We start from the raw sequence: 19,216 nt of genomic DNA on the forward strand, positions 1-19,216 counted from the left end.
TTATTTTTATTAAGAATTTTTTATATTGTAGTATCCTATAAGTCGTAATCGAAATTCTTTTAATTCCGGATACGCCTCTAAATTTGCTAACATACCTCTAATTACTGGAATTCTTGGATTAAGCAATCGTATTTCCGCCTCTAAAACATCTAACGTTACTAACAACTCATCATCCTCTAATTGATCAGCTAAACTACGCTTAAATACAATAATTTCTTTTAAAAAATGCTCTTTAACTTGTTCCTTAATAAGCTCTGATTTACAAAGGAATTCTCCAAGCTTTTCTTCATGTAAAATAGGTTCTTCCGAAGATTCTACCAAACCATCTACTAAATGATCTACTCTTTTTAAAATAAAAGCAGCGACATACGATAAATCAATTTCTGGTGCTTGTAAAATAATTAATTCTAAATAACCACGGCATATGCCTTCTACTATAATTACTAAATCCAATAAATATGGCATAACCTTTTCACCATAAATGGACAATAAACTATTCCGATAAAATGCATGAGACTCTAACTTCATCCGCATCATAAATTCTTCTACTTCTTTATTAAACGGAATTGCATTTTCTCTCGCATGCATAATAATAAATTCTTTATGCTTTTGTATATCATTAAACTGACAATGTAATTGTTTTGCAAATTTTTCACGTGGTAATAAAGACTCTTGTTCAATATCCAGCATTTTCTTTTGGATTTTGTCATAATAATATCGAAGTGTCGCTAATAAAAGCTCATCTTTCGATTTAAAATATAAGTAAAAAGCTCCCTTAGATATACCACTAGCTGTCACAATTTCCTGCACTGATGTCGCATTTACACCCTTAGTAGCAAATAACTTCATAGCCGATTCTATAATCAAACGCTCTTTTTCTTTCATATCTTCTCTCCTAAATTTAATCTCGCATCTTATTATAAATGTATTATACCATCTCTTTTTATTGACGATTGACCAAACGGTCAGTTATATTATGTATTAGACTGACCAGTTGGTCAATATAATAAAAAGGGAGCGCAAACATGAACAAAATCATCAATTTCTCGTTAAAAAATAAGTTCGCAGTTTGGCTACTAACCATTATTGTTACTATTGCCGGGATCTACTCTGGACTCAATATGAAGCTGGAAACAATTCCTGATATTACAACACCGATTGTGACAGTAACTACGGTCTATCCTGGTGCTACACCAGAAGAAGTAGCTGATAAAGTTTCAAAGCCGATGGAAGAACAACTACAAAATTTAAGTGGTGTTAACGTTGTGAGCTCATCATCTTTTCAAAACGCATCTTCTATTCAAGTAGAATACGATTTTGATAAAAATATGGAAAAAGCAGAAACAGAAATTAAAGAAGCTCTCACAAATGTAAAGCTCCCAGAAGGTGTTAAAGATCCTAAAGTTTCACGAGTAAACTTCAATGCCTTTCCTGTTATTTCGTTAAGCGTAGCAAGCAAGAATGAATCTTTAGCTACCTTAACTGAAAATGTAGAAAAGAATGTTGTACCAGGATTAAAAGGACTTGATGGTGTTGCATCTGTCCAAATTGCTGGCCAACAAGTAGATGAAGTACAGCTTGTCTTCAAGAAAGATAAAATGAAAGAACTAGGACTAAGTGAAGATACTGTAAAAAATGTTATTAAGGGATCGGATGTATCTTTACCACTTGGCTTATACACATTTAAAGACACGGAAAAATCAGTTGTTGTAGATGGCAATATTACAACGATTAAAGCATTAAAAGAACTTAAAATCCCAGCTATACCTTCCTCACCTAACGGTCAAGGTAGTCAAAATGCTGGCGCTGGTGCACAAACGCCGCAAATGAATCCAGCTGCTATGAACGGGATTCCAACAGTTACATTAGAAGAAATTGCTGACATTAAAGAAGTTGGGAAAGCAGAATCTATTTCTCGAACAAATGGAAAAGAAGCAATTGGAATTCAAATTGTGAAGGCCTCTGATGCAAATACAGTTGATGTTGTAAATGCAGTAAAAGATAAAGTAAAAGATCTTGAGAAAAAATATAAAGATTTAGAGATCATTTCAACATTCGACCAAGGTGCACCTATTGAAAAATCAGTTGAAACAATGCTAAGCAAAGCAATTTTCGGTGCTATCTTTGCGATCGTTATTATCATGCTGTTCCTACGAAATATTCGAACAACGTTAATCTCTGTCGTTTCAATACCACTTTCTTTATTAATTGCTGTTTTAGTCATAAAGCAAATGGATATTACGCTTAACATTATGACACTTGGAGCAATGACCGTTGCTATAGGCCGCGTTGTCGATGACTCAATTGTTGTTATTGAAAATATTTACCGACGTATGTCGTTATCAGAAGAGAAATTGCGCGGAAAAGATTTAATTCGTGAAGCTACGAAAGAAATGTTTATCCCAATTATGTCTTCTACCATCGTAACAATTGCTGTATTTTTACCACTTGGACTAGTAAAAGGTATGATTGGTGAAATGTTCTTACCATTTGCCTTAACTATCGTCTTCGCCTTATTAGCATCATTACTAGTAGCAGTTACAATCGTACCGATGCTAGCTCATTCCTTATTTAAGAAAGAGAGCATGAGGGAAAAAGAAGTACATCATGAAGAAAAACCAAGTAAATTAGCAAATGGGTATAAACGCATACTTGCATGGGCTTTAAATCACAAAATTATTACATCAAGTATCGCTGTCCTTCTATTAGTTGGTAGTCTTGCACTTGTACCAGTTATCGGTGTAAGTTTCTTACCTTCTGAAGAAGAAAAAATGATTATCGCAACATACAACCCTGAACCAGGTCAAACGTTAGAAGACGTTGAAAAAATTGCAACAAAAGCTGAGAAGCACTTCCAAAATAATAAAGACGTCAAAACAATTCAATTCTCATTAGGTGGCGAAAACCCAATGAGTCCTGGTCAATCAAACCAAGCAATGTTCTTCGTGCAATATGATAACGACACGAAAAACTTTGAAAAAGAGAAAGAACAAGTCGTTAAAGATTTACAGAAGATGTCTGGCAAAGGCGAATGGAAAAACCAAGACTTCGGAGCAAGTGGCGGTAGTAACGAAATTAAACTATACGTTTACGGAGATAGCTCAGAAGACATTAAGCCTGTTGTAAAAGATATTCAAAATATCATGAAGAAAAATAAAGACTTAAAAGATATAGATTCTAGTATTGCAAAAACGTATGCAGAGTACACTTTAGTCGCAGATCAAGAAAAGCTGAGTAAAATGGGCTTAACGGCTGCTCAAATTGGAATGGGACTTTCTAATCAACATGATCGCCCTGTTCTGACAACAATTAAAAAAGACGGTAAAGATATCAATGTATATGTAGAAGCTGAAAAACAAAATTATGAAACAATCGATGACTTAACAAATCGTAAAATTACAACGCCACTTGGTAATGAAGTGGCTGTGAAAGATGTTATGACTGTAAAAGAAGGTGAAACTTCGAATACAGTGAAACACCGCGATGGCCGTGTTTATGCAGAAGTAAGTGCAAAACTAACATCTGATGACGTTTCAAAAGCATCTGCCGCTGTTCAAAAAGAAGTAGATAAAATGGATCTTCCTTCTGGCGTAGATGTTTCTATGGGCGGCGTTACAAAAGATATTGAAGAATCATTTAAGCAACTTGGCTTAGCGATGTTAGCTGCGATTGCCATTGTATACTTCGTTCTTGTCGTTACATTTGGTGGTGCCCTTGCACCATTCGCAATTTTATTCTCGCTACCATTTACAATTATCGGAGCTCTTGTTGCCTTATTAATCTCCGGTGAAACATTAAGTGTGTCTGCAATGATTGGTGCGCTTATGTTAATCGGTATCGTTGTAACAAACGCAATCGTGCTTATCGACCGCGTTATTCATAAAGAAAATGAAGGACTATCAACACGTGAAGCTTTATTAGAAGCTGGTGCAACACGCCTTCGTCCAATTTTAATGACTGCAATTGCAACAATCGGTGCTCTTATCCCGCTTGCACTAGGATTTGAAGGTAGTGGCTTAATTTCTAAAGGACTTGGTGTAACGGTAATTGGTGGATTAACAAGTTCAACGTTATTAACACTTCTTATTGTTCCAATCGTTTATGAAGTATTAAGCAAATTTAAAAAGAAAAAAACAAAATAACAAAAAATAACCTCGCTAACTGCGAGGTTATTTTTTATTTCCAAACAAGATTAGGAAATCACCATAGCCTTCTTTCTCTAATTCCTCTTTTGGAATAAATCGAAGAGCTGCGGAATTAATACAGTAACGAAGGCCATTTGGTCCTGGACCGTCTGGAAATACGTGCCCAAGATGTGAGTCTCCTTCTTTACTTCTCACTTCTGTACGTGTCATATTATGACTCACATCCATCTTTTCTTTCACACTTGCTGACATAACTGGTTTTGTAAAACTAGGCCATCCACATCCACTATCAAATTTGTCTAGAGAAGTAAATAGCGGCTCACCTGAAACGATGTCTACATAAAGACCTTCCTCTTTATGGTTCCAATACTCATTTCGAAATGGTGGTTCTGTACCATTTTCCTGCGTTACATAAAACTGCATCTCATTGAGTTTTTCTTTTAAATGAGCATTATCCTTTGGCCAATGTTGCTTAATAAAAGCATCTCGTCCTGAGCCTTTACGATATAACTCATAGCGGAATGTGTTTTTCTTATGATATCCTTGGTGATATTCTTCAGCTGGATAAAATGTAGCTGCTGGTAGTATTTTTGTCGCAATTGGTTTTGAAAAGCGCCCACTCTGCTCAAGTTCTTCTTTTGAGGCTTCTGCTTTTTTATGTTGTTCTTCATTATGATAAAAAATCACTGTTTCATAAGACTGTCCGCGGTCGTGGAATTGTCCTCCAATATCGGTCGGATCAATTTGTCTCCAATATATATTTAACAATTCCTCATACGACATTTTATTTGCATCAAATGTAATTTGTACCGCTTCATAATGTCCTGTTGTTTCTGAGCACACTTCTTTATACGTTGGGTCCTCTTTATGACCGCCTGTATAACCTGAAATAACCTGTATAATGCCCTCCATCTCTTCAAATGGAGAAACCATACACCAGAAACACCCTCCAGCAAATGTAGCTAACTCTACCTTTTCATTTACAGCCATTACTTCACCCCTATTCTATATTCTCCTTACAGTATGGCATAAGAAACCTAATGTTATAAAAGAAAAAGCATCGAACATCGATGCTTTTTCTTACTTCACTTTATTTTTTCCAACATCCTTCTCCATTTCATCACTTGTCACGTCTAAAACATCTAGTAAGAAAATGAAGATTGGAATACCGATAATCAGTCCCCATACACCTAAGAAGTGCTCTGAGAAAATTAATACCATAAAAGTATAGAAAATCGGTAAATTTGTTTTTTGCGACATAAACTTCGGATTTAATACGTAACTTTCAAGTGCATGAATCACTGTTACGATAACTAAAATATAAACAACGTACATAATACCGCCAATATTGTAAGCAATCATACAAAGTGGGAATAACGAAATGATAACCCCCGCTACTGGAATTAATCCAAGCAAGAAAATCATTAATGCTAAACCTAATAATTGCGGGAATCCTAATATCCATAATGCGATAACTGAAAGAACACAGTTAACAATAGCAATTAAAAATTGTGCTTCGATTACCTTTCCAAATGAACGTGCAAATTTCTTTCCGAAGTACTCGATTTCAGTATAGAAAATTGCAAGCCTGCTTTCTTTAAACTTTGCAGTAAAACCAACAATACGAGATTTTTCTAATAAGAAAAACAAACTCAAAATTAAAGAAAGTAAAACCTGAAGGCCAAATTTACCAACATTCGTAATCGATTTATACAAAATGTCTACGCCTTGTCCTACATATTTAGAAAGCTCCATATGATTGACAGCATTAACTGCATACTTAATTAGTTCACTATCTGGTGGGTTTCTTAAAAATACATTGAATTGGTAAATCAGTTGTGAAATTTGTATCGTCAATACTGGTAAATATTTAAATAGCGTAATAGCAATTCCACCAATTAACATTACATATAGAAATGCTATAATAATTTTTCGATTAATAGGCATGAAATGATCTAATTTGCGGGAAATAAACTTTTGGAATCGATCCATTAAATACGTGAGAATAAACGTAATTAATATTAAATTCAACATACTTTGCAGCCCGTATAACACGAGAGCAAGTATTACTAATACGAGTAACCTCTGAAATCCTTTACTTTGAAACAGGTTTTTTATTTGCATAATCGACGAATACTCTCTCCTGTCCTATAAACTAAAACGTTAATAAGTAGATTTCTCTCTCTTTTCTACTTTTAATTATTCATTCATATTAAGATTTTTATAAACTCATTATATGCCTACCTTAACAGGTATATAGTAGCTTACTTCTTATTTTACAATACAATGACCTAATTCAAAACGTATTCTACATAGTATTAATGAAGATTTAAGGAAACTTATATTTTTTTAAATAGGTCTTACCACTACTGTAACATAAAAAGCAAGCTATCAGTAGAAATCTGTCCTACAAATAGCTTGCTTTTCTTGTTTTTTAAGTAAGTTTTACTATCCAATGAATGGTATGAACATTGGGATGACAACTACTGTTACAACCCCAACTACTGTTACAGCAATACTTGCCATCGCTGCCTCTACCTCACCCATTTCAATTCCTACCGCAACTCCTAATGCATGACCCGCTGTTCCAAGTGCTAAACCTTTTGCAATCGGATGTTTCACTCTAAATGTTTTTAAGAATAATGCTCCTAATGCGTATACGATAACTGCGTTGAAAATAACTGCAAACGATGTAATTGCTGGAATACCACCAATACTTTCTGAAATTGGTAACGCAATTGCTGTTGTTGCTGCTTGTGGTAGCATTGAATTCATTACTGCTGTATCTAAACCGATTGCTTTTGCAACAATGAACACGACAATTACTGAGCAAATAGATCCAACCACGATAGCTGATAAAATTTGCCACCAATATTTTTTCAACTTATCAACTTGTTTATAGAGTGGGATAGCAAATGCAATTGTTGCTGGCTCTAAGAAGAAACTAATCATTTTTCCGCCAGTATTATATTCTTCAAAAGTAAAGTTACCTACCTTTAGAAAGACAATCCCTAATACCATCGCTACGAATAATGGTGTAAATAGGAAGAACCCTTTTGAATGCTTGAATAATAATGTTCCGATTCCGTATGCGATTAATGAAACGACGATTCCGAAATATGGAGTCATTGTGCTTGCCATGTTCATTACCTCCTAACAATATATAAATGCAATGGTTACGCAACCTTTCCGTGCTTGCGTCCTTTATTTACTACTTTCAATTCTTTTGTATCTTCTGTTTCTTTTTCATCTTTTCCTAAAATAAATTGTGCAAATAACCCTGTTACAGCAAGTAAAATAACTGTTGCTACAACAATTACAGTTAAAATTTGTACAAAGTATTGCCCCATTACACCAAGAGAATTAATAACTGAAATACCTGATGGGACGAATAAGAATCCAATAATACCTGTTAAAGCTGTTCCGAGTGATTCAACTTGCTCCAATTTAATAACTTTTAAACATAATAGACTAAATAAAATAACTAACCCGATTACCGATGAAGGCATTGGAATTGGTAAATGTGTTGCAATAATATTAGAAATTAACATAATAGCTGAGAATATGAATGCTTGTGATAAGAAACTATATACTTTTTTCGTACTCATTTTGGCCACCTCTTTCGATTTGGTACCTTTATTGTATAGGATACAAACGCATAAGTAAGCGTTTACATAACAGAACGTCAAATATACAGAATCAGTTACAAATATAAAAGGATGAAATACAAAAGCTGCTTCTTAAATACGAAGCAGCTTCTTGAGTTCTTTTGCATATGTACGGCTAACAGGTACTTTCGATCCTTCTTTCATGATTAAATTATAAGTAGAATTAAACCATGGCTGAATTTCAGTAATATGATTAATATTCGCAATAAAGCTACGGTGTACGCGCATGAAGCTTGCTTGTGGTAACTTCTTCTCTAAAATTACAAGTGTATCATGTGTTACATACGTTTCCCTCGTTGTTTTTACTGTTACTTTCCCATCTACAAGCCCTACATATATAATATCTTCAATATTCACAAGTACGATTGATTCTTCAATTGGTAATGCTAATTTATGCATCTCTGCTGTTACATCTGTCCCCTTTATTTCGTGCTTCGTTTCTATTTGCGCTTGTTTTTGTTTTTTATACTTCTTTAATGTCTGCACAATACGCTCTTCATCAAATGGTTTTAAAATGTAGTCTAACGCATCTACTTCAAATGCTTGCAGCGCATATTGATCATAGGCAGTAGCAAATACAATTGCAGGTGGATTTTTCATCTTCTTTAATATATTCGCGATTTCAAATCCGTTATCATCGGATAATTGAATATCTAAAAACACAATATCTGGTCTACTTTGCATTAGTTCTTCTAATGCGTCTTCCACACAATCAGCCTCACCAATTATCTCAACTTCTTTCGTTCTCTCTAATAAATACTTTAGTTCATCACGTGCTAACATTTCATCGTCAACTACTAATACTTTTAACACCCGGCTCTTCCTCCCCTACTTTTTTTGGAATAATAAAGGTAATCTCCGTCCCTTTATTTAATTCACTTTCAATATGAAGCATCGTTTCTTTCCCAAATAACCCAATAAGACGTTCATTAATATTATATAAAGCTGTTCCAGTCCCTTTCTTTGACGAAACTACCATCTTTCCTAATTGTTCTAAACGTTCTTCCTCAATTCCCTGTCCATTATCTTTTACTTCAAAGTGAACCATACCCTCTTTTTCAAAAACATGCACTTCCACTTCGCATACTGGTTGCTTCTTCGGAAAAGCATGTCGCAATGCATTTTCAACCAATAGTTGAAGAACAAATGGTGGTACTAAAGTTGTCTTTAGCTCATCTTCAATATACATCTTTACCTCATACTTATTTGGGAACCTTGCTTGTTCTAGTGATAAGTATGCCTGTACATGGTTTAATTCTTGTTCTAGTGGAATCAATAACTGACGTGCCCCTTGCAAATTACAACGGAAATATACGCTAAGCTGTAATAATAACTTCCTTGCTTTTTCTACATCTGTTCGACATAAAGCTGATACTGTATTAATCGCATTAAATAAAAAGTGTGGGTTAATTTGCGCTTGTAATGCTTTTATCTCCGCATCTTGAAGTAATTTACTTTGCAACTCAGCTTCTCCTAACTCTAACTGCGTGGAGAATATTTTTGCTAACCCTTCTGCTAATTCCTCTTCCACACGACTTAACTGGTTAGGATTTTTGAAATAGAGTTTTAATGTTCCTATCGTATTTCCATGCGAAGTTAGTGGAATTACAATCGCCGCTTGCAAAGGGCAGCCTTCATGTTGACAATTAATAACCTCACGTGATTTCGCTTTCATTATTTTCCCTGTGTTTAACACTTCTTTCGACAAACCGGTTATTAAACTATGTGAAGGAATATGGTGATCTGATGCTAATCCAACATGAGCTAATATTTTCTCTGTATCTGTTAAGGATACCGCATCTGTTCCTGTAAAACGGTGAATAATTTGTGCCACATGCTTACATGATTCTTCTGTTAAGCCTTGGCGGAAATACGGTAACGTTTTATCTGCAATACGTAATACTTTATGGGTCTGAAGTGCCTTTGCATTCTCCTCCTGACGCAAAATAGCTTGTATCATAGAAAGTAAAATAAAACTTCCAAAACTATTTACAAGAATCATCGGTATCGCTATTGTTTTCACAACGCTAATTCCATCCTCTATAATTAATAAAATCATTAGCATTTCTAAAGATACGATAAAAACACTTAAAACTGCTGAAAACTTAGGAGTAATTGTACGATTATATTTTTTGAAAATATGTCCAATATAACCAGTTATAATCCCAGCTAAAATAGAAGAGATTGCGCAGCTTAGCGCTGTCGTACCACCAAGCATATAACGATGAATACCAGCAATAAATCCTACTCCAACCCCTACGATAGGGCCACCAAGTAAGCCGCTAATACCGACACCCATAATACGCGTATTCGCAATTGTACTTGACGAAGAAACACCTTGTAACCAGTTTTCATTCATAATCGTATTTCCTGCTATTTCAATCCCAGTGTAATTGCTTACAATTGTAAATACCGAAAAAATACAAATAAGCTTCAGCTTATCTACATAGCCATCCTGTTTATGAAGGAGGCGTCTGAAAGTTTTAATATGAGAGAGTAAAAATCCTAAAATAACTATAAGTCCGACTCGTTCGATCATCATGAGTACTAAATTTAGCATCTTTGATTCATTCCTTTTTATTTAGTTAGTTTTATTATGGGAAAATAATGAAGTCGGCGTCAAGAAGAACGAAATGTTTTTTGAAATATTTTACACATAATAACTTCCTCTTTATTTGACAATACAATAGAAGAGTGCTAAAAATAAAGTAATATAATACAGTCCTTTAACCCAACCCCGTGAGGTTGAGAAGGAAGTCGGAATACAATATACGTATGTTCTTTTTTGGGGATACGTATGCTTTTTTGGCCTTCTCATCATATCAGGTGAGAAGGCCTTTTGTTATTCTTCCATAGCGACTGTAGAAAATAAGGAGGAGTAATAATGAACGTCACTACTGATGTACAACAAACAACAGAGGAGACAAAAGCGAAAAGATATAAAACATTATTTGGTTCTGCGCTAGGATATGCAGCAGAAGGTTTAGATATGTTGCTATTATCTTTCGTACTTGTCTATATTTTAAAAGAGTTTCACTTAAGTCCTGTTGAAGGTGGAAACTTAACTTTAGCTACCACAATAGGAATGTTAATTGGTTCTTATTTATTTGGATTTATTGCTGATTTATTTGGCCGTATTCGTACAATGGCCTTCACAATCTTACTGTTTTCACTAGCAACCGCACTCATTTATTTCGCAACAGACTACTGGCAATTATTAATTCTGCGCTTTTTAGTTGGAATGGGAGTTGGTGGTGAATTCGGAATCGGAATGGCCATCGTAACAGAAACATGGTCTAAAGAAATGCGAGCTAAAGCGACATCTGTTGTTGCACTTGGATGGCAATTTGGTGTACTGATTGCTTCACTCCTTCCAGCATTTATTGTCCCACACTTTGGATGGAGAGCCGTTTTCTTATTTGGATTAATTCCAGCTTTACTAGCTGTCTATGTCCGTAAAAGTTTAAGTGAACCGAAAATATGGGAGCAAAAACAACGCTACAAAAAGGAACTGTTGCAAAAAGAAGCTACAGGTAAATTAACAACTACTGAAGCCGAACAACTAAAACATATAAAAAAATTCCCACTTCGAAAGTTATTTGCCAATAAAAAAGTAACAATTACAACAATTGGTCTTATTATTATGTCGTTTATCCAAAACTTCGGATATTACGGAATCTTCACATGGATGCCCACTATTTTAGCAAATAAATATAACTATACATTAGCAAAAGCAAGTGGCTGGATGTTCATTTCTACCATCGGTATGCTAATTGGAATTGCAATCTTTGGTATTCTAGCTGATAAAATTGGTCGCCGTAAAACTTTTGCAATCTATTATATTGGCGGTACAGTATACTGTCTCATTTACTTCTTCTTATTCACAGATTCAACATTATTATTATGGGGAAGTGCATTACTTGGATTCTTTGCAAATGGAATGATGGGAGGATTTGGAGCAATTTTAGCTGAAAACTATCCTGCTGAAGCTCGCTCTACCGCTGAAAACTTTATTTTCGGTACAGGACGTGGGTTAGCTGGATTTGGGCCTGTTATTATTGGCTTACTCGCTACAGGTGGCAACCTACTTGGAGCATTGTCCTTGATTTTTATCATCTACCCAATCGGGTTAATTACAATGCTACTATGTGTACCAGAAACAAAGGGAAAAGTATTAGATTAAACGTAAAAGAGGAAGCATCTCATTTAAGATGCTTCCTCTTTTACGTTTTTATTTATTTTGATTTACTAGCCTTCTGAAATAAGAATGCAGTTTTATCTTCTTCTTTTACAATACCTTGTTTTAATGCTAATTCTCCCGCAACTTTAGGCGCTAACCATAGCATTGGGAATAACAAGATTGATACCGGAACTGCCGTCACCACGATAAACGATTGTAGCGCATTAATACTTCCTTCACCCATATATAAAAGAATTGCTGCAACTGCGCCCATAATAAGCGACCAAAAAATTCGCAAACTAATTCTAGGATCTCCGTCTCCAGTCACTGCCATTGAAATGGAATACGCCATTGAATCCCCTGTTGTCACTACAAATAAAATTGTTAATAAAAGAAATGCTGGTCCAATAATATTAGAAAGTGGCAATTGTCCTGTAATTGCAATCATAGCTGCCGGCATACCAGATTCACTTAATGCGTCCGAGATAGACCCAGGATTCATCAACTCATAAAACACGCCTGATCCACCTAATATAGTAAACCAAAACGTTGTAATAATAGGTGCGATAATTCCAATTGCAACGATGATTTCTCGAATCGTTCTCCCTCTTGAAATTCGACTCACTAAAATTGCCATCATTGGTCCGTATCCAATAAACCATCCCCAGAAAAAGATTGTCCAAGATCCTAACCAACTTGCATCACCACGGTATGTGCTCATCGGTATAAATTCATTTACATAAAATCCAAACGAAGAAACAAACGAATCAATAATAAATCCACCTGGCCCAAATAGTAATATGAATGCCATTAATACAATTGCTAATCTAACATTTAAATTACTTATAATTTGAATCCCTTTATCAATACCTGTTACTGCCGATATGGTAGACACGGCCACCACACAAACAATAATTGCTAATTGAGTAGTAAACACATCAGAAATTCCAAATAATTCTTGTAATCCATAACTTGCTTGTAAACCTAAAAATCCAATTGGGCCAATTGTACCTGCAGCTACTGCAATAATTGCAGCTGCATCAATTATCGTTCCAAGCAGGCTCTTTCTTAATTTTTCCCCAAAAATAGGATATAAAAGCGTTCGAGGTTTTAGCGGCATATCTTTATGATAATGTCCATACATCATAACTACCGCACTAATTGTACCTAAAATCGTCCATGCTAAAAATCCCCAATGCATATAACTTTGTGCTAAAGCAGGCATGACTGCTTCTTTCGTTCCAGCAGATATACCATCATGTATTGGTGGCACCGTCATCAAATGATACATTGGCTCTGCTGCTGCCCAAAAAACGCCACCTCCGGCAAGTAATGTAGACATAATAATAGCAAGCCATTTTGCCGTACTAATCTCAGGTTTTTCTAATCCTCCAAGCTTAACTCTCCCATATTTGGAGAACGCCATACACATCGCAACAATAAATGTACCTAATAATAAAATTTGCCAGAAGGCACCGAAATATTTAATTGAAAAAGCGAAACTTTTATTAATCGCACTCTCTACATAATCCTTGTTCAAAAAAACTGCAATTACAAATAATAAAAGTGAACCACCACTAATAATAAATACAGGCCAATCAGTTTTTCGACTCTTCATCCTCATTTACACTTCCTCCTTCCTCAGCAATCTAAAAAAACAACTTTATTATGTTTTATTGTTTAAAACCAAAACACAATAATTATATATGCATAACATTTTATCGACTTCCCACATACTTATGTTGTCCCTAAAAATATGCCAAATCCCTTATTAAAAAGAAAGAATCTCTTCCTCTTACATAAAAAAGCAAAACAAAAGACCTTATATTTCTATAAGGTCTTCGAAACAGAAATTTGATTATAACATAAGGAACTCCTTGGTTCAAAAAGCCTCTTCCAAAAATAACCGAGAGTAAAGGCTTCCATTTGCTACATAACAGTAATTAAAAAAAATTATATTTCACAGAAAAAACCTACACTAAATATCATTTATGAAAGAAATTTGGCTTCAAAATTTCATTCGGATACGGTTTATGATAAATGTGGGTGGTAGCTGGAGATAATGGTGGAATAAGCCATACCCAATTACCTGTTACAACACGACCACAAGCAGCTTCTTGCTTCTCAAATTGCTGAAATTGTTGTGCAGCAGTATGGTGATCAACAATACTAACTCCTTGTTTTTTAAAGGAGTGTAGTACGGCAATATTTAACTCAATTAGCGCCTTATCTTTCCATAAGGTACCGTTTCTCGATGTATCTAAATCCATCATCTCCGCAACAGCCGGAAGTAAATTATAACGATCATGATCTGCTAAGTTGCGCGCCCCAATTTCTGTTCCCATATACCATCCATTGAACGGAGCGGCTGTATAAGAAATACCGCCAATTTCTAAACGCATATCTGAAATCATTGGAACACCATACCATTTTACTCCAAGTGATGAAATAGGATATTCCGGGTGTTCAATTGGCACTTCTTTTACTTCTTCTCTCGGAATTTCTTTATATATAGGCGCTTTTCCATTTATAGAAAACACAAGTGGCAATACATCGTAATTCGTACCTTCTCCTTGCCAACCAAGCTCCTGACAAAAGTCCGTAAATGTAGCGGAATGAGAATCACCAATCACTCCCGTTTCTGTTTTATATCCTGCATATCGAATCAATTGGTGATTATAAATTCTTATATTATTTTCTTCACCTTGATATTGCTTAAAAATCGTAATGGTTGGTTTAACTTTTCCGTCGTTCGTTGCATATTTAATATGATGAATTAATGCATTATATACACCCTCTTCATCATTTACTTCGCGCGCATCTAATATGTGCATCTTACTCCAAAATAGTCTTCCAATACATCTATTACTGTTACGCCATGCCATTCGTGAACCATGAACAAGTTCTTCAAATGTATGCTCATATGTCCCTGTCTTCTCTATCTCAATTTGAATTTCTTTTATACGTTCTTCTATCAATTGTTCTTTATGAAGCTCCTTATAACAAATCGTAATAAAATTACTTGCTTCCTCTATTAATTGTTTCGTTTTACTCATAAACAATCTCCTTCTATTTCAACAAAACCCTGCTACTTTACAGTATAAGCAAAAAGGATAGGAGTCACAAATGAAAGTGAGAGTGTTACTTTTATTGTAATATTTTTCAGAAAATTAATGGAATTACTATTGACTTATATGGAAAATGGGTGTATTTTTGACTCAGGTAAATTGTTTTTACCTAGACCAACTTTTTAAGTCGAAAGGAGGGAATGTTATGTCTTCATTTCAATTGCCAAAGCTTTCATATGACTATGATGAACTAGAGCCACATATTGATAGCAATACACTTGCCATTCATCATGGAAAGCACCATGCGACATACGTAAACAATTTAAATGCTACTTTAGAAAATTATACTGAATTACATAATAAATCTTTAGAAGAATTGCTATGTAATTTAGATGCTTTACCGAAGGAAATTGTTACAGCTGTACGAAATAACGGTGGTGGTCACTATTGTCATAGTCTTTTTTGGGAAGTGATGAGCCCACGAGGTGGCGGTGAGCCTAATGGAGACGTTGCAAAAGTAATTGATTATTATTTCAATACCTTTGACAACTTAAAAGATCAACTTTCCAAAGCAGCTATTAGTCGTTTTGGAAGTGGCTATGGATGGCTTGTTCTTGACGGTGAGGAACTCTCTGTTATGAGTACACCAAATCAAGATACGCCTTTGCAAGAAGGGAAAATCCCCTTACTCGTAATTGATGTATGGGAACATGCTTATTATTTAAAGTATCAAAATAGGCGCCCAGAGTTTGTTACCAACTGGTGGCATACAGTAAACTGGGACCAAGTAAACGAGAAGTATTTACAAGCAATTCAATCACAAAAACATTAGTCGTACGTATAAGGTAAATTTGGTAATGTAAAATCAGTATTGTCGAAATCCTCCAGAATCCCCCGGATTGCCACCGGGGGATTTATGATTACTTCATTGTATTTATATAATGTTTTAAAATATTTTTTATTTCTAGTTTCAGCTCTCGGAACAAAAATCCGAATTCACGAGCCTTTCCATTATGTAACGTACAGTTAGTTACCTCATTATAAGGAGCTATATTTCCCCCAGCTTTCTGAATGAGTGCTTTTATTCCTGTCTTCTCTTCTATGAAATGAATAATTTCTTCCATAGAAACTACTCCGTTACTACAGGCGTTAATTGGTCCTCTCACATTTGCCATTCCGCACCAAGCTAGAAACTCTCCTGCCTCTTTTTCATGTATAAATGACAAAGTTCCATCTACATGATCCACAACGATAGGTTTTTGGTTCACAATACATTCAACGTAAAATTGTAACCTTTTCGTATAATCATTTTCTCCAATAACAACTGGAAAACGCACTGCAACGACTGGGAATGTTGCATGTTGAAATACAACGGCTTCAGCTAATCTCTTTCCTTCACCATAATTGAAGTCATTCCTATCTCCATACGCGATTGCATACTCGTACGGATTAAAGTCTTCTTCTGATAAGCTTAGGGCAGGTTCATAGACGGCCATTGAAGATGTCATAACATATTTCTTCGTTTTCCCTCGTAACACTTCACATATTACCTTCGCTGCATTCGAGCTATAGCATAAATTATCGTATACAATATCATAACTTTTATCTCCTAGACGCTCTGCTAGTTGTTTTTCATCTTCCCTATCTACAATAAGTCTTTTTACTCTACTGCCAAAAGAATCTTCCGTAATTCCTCTCGTCGCAATCGTTACATCGTGCCCCTCTTGCAAAAGTGCTTCTACTAAATGTTTACCAAAAAATCTTGTTCCCCCTAGCACCAATACTTTTTTCAACTTCATCATCCCCACTTTAGCAAATTGTAAAATACTACCTCTCTATTATAAGTGCTAACATATAAAAAGCATGGAATTCGTTTAACGATTCCATGCCTTTATACAGATAATATATTAACGTACTCGATATTTATAAATACAATAACAGAAGTATAAAATAGAAATTACAGATACATAAACCCATAATTCATATACGAATCCCTCTCCCCACACTCCCATAAAATAAAAGAGTGAAGGTAAAGTCAATGTTACCCATGATTGTACGAAGGCAATCCTTCCAAGATATTGATTAATGTTCTTCTTTTGTGTATTTAATACAAAGAATAAATACCAAAGTAATGCCCACATAAACCACGTTAACGCATTAACAACATCATGGAATTGAACAAATGAAACAACCATATAGAATAAGGCTATAATTGCTACCCAAATACAAAACCATCCTAGACCACTACTATCCATTCCTTTTATAAAAGTAACACCTACATATAAATAAGTTAATCCAAATAAGAAAGTAGCCGCATATGAATACACTGTCCAATTGCTTTGGTCAGAAATCATAATCAAATAAAACGGAATAATAATTTGTAGTGCACCCACAAATAAATTAAAAACACCCGCACTTTTCATCTCTGCTTTCCCTAATATAACAAGACTATTTAAAAATAAAGCTGCCCCTGAAAGTAATAATCCTACATAACCCATATATATTCGTGTGAAAATCTTTACCTTTCACACTTTTAACCTCCCCACACTATAAAATGATACTTATATTATTTTTCTTCCCATTTAAAACTACATACATAATTTTTCACCTAAATAAGTCAGACCTCCTACCTCGAAAAAAGGAGTGAACTTAAAACGCTTTCAATAATAAATACTCCTATCAAAACATGAACTAGGATTCCTTGATTATAAACGTACTCTAGCAATGATACAAGTGTTGGAATACATTTCAATAATACGCTTTCAATTCCCATAAAAAATTAATAAAATAATACATTACTCTATCTCATTCTACTACCTTCTAGCATAAGATATTGTAAAATCATATCATTTAAAACAGCGAACGTTCTGTTCTAGGTTCGCTAATAAACTTAGTAGAAAATGAATATAAAAAATGACCTCTTGCTTTTATGCAAAGGTCATTTTTTATATTCATCATTAAACTTCTAAATAGCCATTTTTATTATTTGATTGCCATTTCCAAGAGTCAGCACACATTTCTTCTAATCCGCGTGTTGCCTCCCAGCCTAATTCACGCTTTGCTTTCGATGCATCAGCAAAACATACTGCCACATCACCTGGGCGACGCTCTGTAATTTTATAAGGAACTTTCTTGCCCGAAACTTTTTCAAACGCTTCAACCATCTCTAGTACACTATAGCCCATGCCTGTGCCCAGGTTATAAGCATCTACTCCTGTTGTACTCAGTACTTTCTCAAGCGCCTTTACGTGACCATTTGCTAAGTCCACAACATGGATGTAATCACGGACTCCTGTTCCATCTTTCGTTGGATAGTCATTTCCGAATACGCTTAATTCTTTTAACTTACCTACCGCTACTTGCGTTACATATGGCATTAAGTTATTTGGGATTCCATTTGGATCTTCTCCGATACGCCCACTTTCGTGTGCACCAAATGGATTGAAATAGCGAAGTAATGCGATACTCCATTCTGCATCTGCAAATGCTACATCACGCATAATTTGCTCAATCATTAATTTCGTTTGACCATATGGATTTGTTGCACTTAATGGAAACTCCTCCGTAATCGGTGACGTTTCCGGGATACCATATACAGTTGCAGATGAACTAAAGATTATCTTCTTTACATTATGTTTCTGCATTACTTCACATAGCACTAACGTGCTTGTAATGTTGTTATGATAATATGTTAATGGAATCGCTACTGACTCCCCTACAGCTTTAAATCCTGCAAAGTGAATAACTGCTTCAATTGCATTTTCTTCAAAAATTGCGTCAAGCGCTTCGCGATTTAAAACATCTTCTTTATAAAACTTAAATTGTTTTCCTGTTATTTCTTTTACTCGATTTATAGATTCTACCGAGCTATTCGAAAGATTATCCACTACTATAACTTCGTAACCGCTATTTAGTAATTCTACACATGTATGACTACCAATATATCCTGCTCCACCTGTTACAAGTATTGCCATAATTATAGTCCTCCATATTTCATTCATTATAAACTTCTCAAAGTATATCACATATTTCTTATCCTATGTTTAACATGCGAACACAGAAACTTACATTTTATCCCATAATAATTTTATAACATATACGATTCTAATCAGGTAATAAAAAAATGCCACATAATTTTTATTATGTGGCGTTTTT

15 protein-coding genes are annotated in these 19,216 nt (G+C 34.9%); 3 read left to right on the forward strand and 12 right to left on the reverse strand.

Annotated features, from left to right (window positions below; genetic code table 11):
* Positions 1 to 9: 9 nt before the first annotated feature.
* Positions 10 to 885, reverse strand: coding sequence for a TetR/AcrR family transcriptional regulator (locus BHV55_RS27055; RefSeq protein WP_000659645.1), 876 nt, complete (start codon positions 883 to 885; stop codon positions 10 to 12).
* Between the two features lie 140 nt (positions 886 to 1,025).
* On the opposite strand from BHV55_RS27055, the gene BHV55_RS27060 reads away from it, so the two are divergent.
* Positions 1,026 to 4,142, forward strand: coding sequence for an efflux RND transporter permease subunit (locus BHV55_RS27060; RefSeq protein ID WP_070758279.1), 3,117 nt, complete (start codon positions 1,026 to 1,028; stop codon positions 4,140 to 4,142).
* 27 nt (positions 4,143 to 4,169) lie between these two features.
* Here BHV55_RS27060 and msrB read toward each other — a convergent pair whose 3' ends face one another.
* The 6 genes from msrB to lytS form a co-directional block, all read right to left on the reverse strand.
* Positions 4,170 to 5,135, reverse strand: a complete 966-nt coding sequence (gene msrB, locus BHV55_RS27065) for a peptide-methionine (R)-S-oxide reductase MsrB (RefSeq protein WP_000290174.1) — start codon at positions 5,133 to 5,135, stop codon at positions 4,170 to 4,172.
* Between the two features lie 90 nt (positions 5,136 to 5,225).
* Complete coding sequence (locus tag BHV55_RS27070) at positions 5,226 to 6,269, reverse strand: AI-2E family transporter (RefSeq protein ID WP_053513752.1); 1,044 nt, start codon at positions 6,267 to 6,269, stop codon at positions 5,226 to 5,228.
* Between the two features lie 324 nt (positions 6,270 to 6,593).
* Positions 6,594 to 7,286: an antiholin-like protein LrgB gene (gene lrgB / locus BHV55_RS27075; RefSeq protein WP_000168868.1), complete on the reverse strand. Its 693-nt coding sequence runs from the start codon at positions 7,284 to 7,286 to the stop codon at positions 6,594 to 6,596.
* Positions 7,287 to 7,321: 35 nt separating this feature from the next.
* The gene (gene lrgA, locus BHV55_RS27080) at positions 7,322 to 7,753 is read right to left on the reverse strand and encodes an antiholin-like murein hydrolase modulator LrgA (RefSeq protein ID WP_000104901.1); all 432 of its coding nucleotides are present in this window, start codon (positions 7,751 to 7,753) and stop codon (positions 7,322 to 7,324) included.
* Between the two features lie 132 nt (positions 7,754 to 7,885).
* A complete protein-coding gene (locus tag BHV55_RS27085) occupies positions 7,886 to 8,626 on the reverse strand; it encodes a LytR/AlgR family response regulator transcription factor (protein ID WP_000921841.1) in 741 nt (246 codons plus the stop codon).
* Positions 8,604 to 10,373, reverse strand: coding sequence for a two-component system sensor histidine kinase LytS (gene lytS / locus BHV55_RS27090; RefSeq protein WP_048568682.1), 1,770 nt, complete (start codon positions 10,371 to 10,373; stop codon positions 8,604 to 8,606). Before lytS ends, BHV55_RS27085 begins: the two co-directional genes overlap by 23 nt.
* A gap of 324 nt (positions 10,374 to 10,697) precedes the next feature.
* Between lytS and BHV55_RS27095 the strand changes: the two genes are divergently transcribed.
* Positions 10,698 to 11,996 carry an MFS transporter gene (locus BHV55_RS27095; protein ID WP_048568683.1) on the forward strand — a complete coding sequence of 433 codons (1,299 nt, stop codon included), beginning with the start codon at positions 10,698 to 10,700 and terminating at the stop codon, positions 11,994 to 11,996.
* Positions 11,997 to 12,048: 52 nt separating this feature from the next.
* Here the strand turns inward: BHV55_RS27095 and BHV55_RS27100 are convergent, their stop codons facing one another.
* Together BHV55_RS27100 and BHV55_RS27105 are read right to left on the reverse strand one after the other, a co-directional pair.
* Positions 12,049 to 13,617: a BCCT family transporter gene (locus BHV55_RS27100; RefSeq protein WP_001242440.1), complete on the reverse strand. Its 1,569-nt coding sequence runs from the start codon at positions 13,615 to 13,617 to the stop codon at positions 12,049 to 12,051.
* Between the two features lie 361 nt (positions 13,618 to 13,978).
* Positions 13,979 to 15,049, reverse strand: a complete 1,071-nt coding sequence (locus BHV55_RS27105; RefSeq protein WP_048568684.1) for a nitric oxide synthase oxygenase — start codon at positions 15,047 to 15,049, stop codon at positions 13,979 to 13,981.
* Between the two features lie 217 nt (positions 15,050 to 15,266).
* Here BHV55_RS27105 and sodA point away from each other — a divergent pair, with 217 nt between their 5' ends.
* Entirely contained in the window at positions 15,267 to 15,893 is a 627-nt protein-coding gene (gene sodA, locus BHV55_RS27110; RefSeq protein WP_000094035.1) for a superoxide dismutase [Mn], read from the forward strand.
* A gap of 88 nt (positions 15,894 to 15,981) precedes the next feature.
* Here sodA and BHV55_RS27115 read toward each other — a convergent pair whose 3' ends face one another.
* The 3 genes from BHV55_RS27115 to galE all read right to left on the reverse strand — a co-directional run bounded on the left by BHV55_RS27115 (position 15,982) and on the right by galE (position 19,035).
* On the reverse strand, positions 15,982 to 16,863 hold the full coding sequence (locus tag BHV55_RS27115) for an NAD-dependent epimerase/dehydratase family protein (protein WP_033668094.1): 882 nt from the start codon (positions 16,861 to 16,863) through the stop codon (positions 15,982 to 15,984).
* Between the two features lie 105 nt (positions 16,864 to 16,968).
* Complete coding sequence (locus tag BHV55_RS27120; RefSeq protein WP_000542569.1) at positions 16,969 to 17,559, reverse strand: AmiS/UreI family transporter; 591 nt, start codon at positions 17,557 to 17,559, stop codon at positions 16,969 to 16,971.
* Between the two features lie 459 nt (positions 17,560 to 18,018).
* Complete coding sequence (galE, locus tag BHV55_RS27125) at positions 18,019 to 19,035, reverse strand: UDP-glucose 4-epimerase GalE (RefSeq protein WP_000996540.1); 1,017 nt, start codon at positions 19,033 to 19,035, stop codon at positions 18,019 to 18,021.
* Between the last annotated feature and the right edge of the window lie 181 nt (positions 19,036 to 19,216).

This window comes from Bacillus sp. RZ2MS9, from assembly GCF_001816185.2.
GTDB classification, from domain to species: Bacteria; Bacillota; Bacilli; order Bacillales; family Bacillaceae_G; genus Bacillus_A; species Bacillus_A cereus.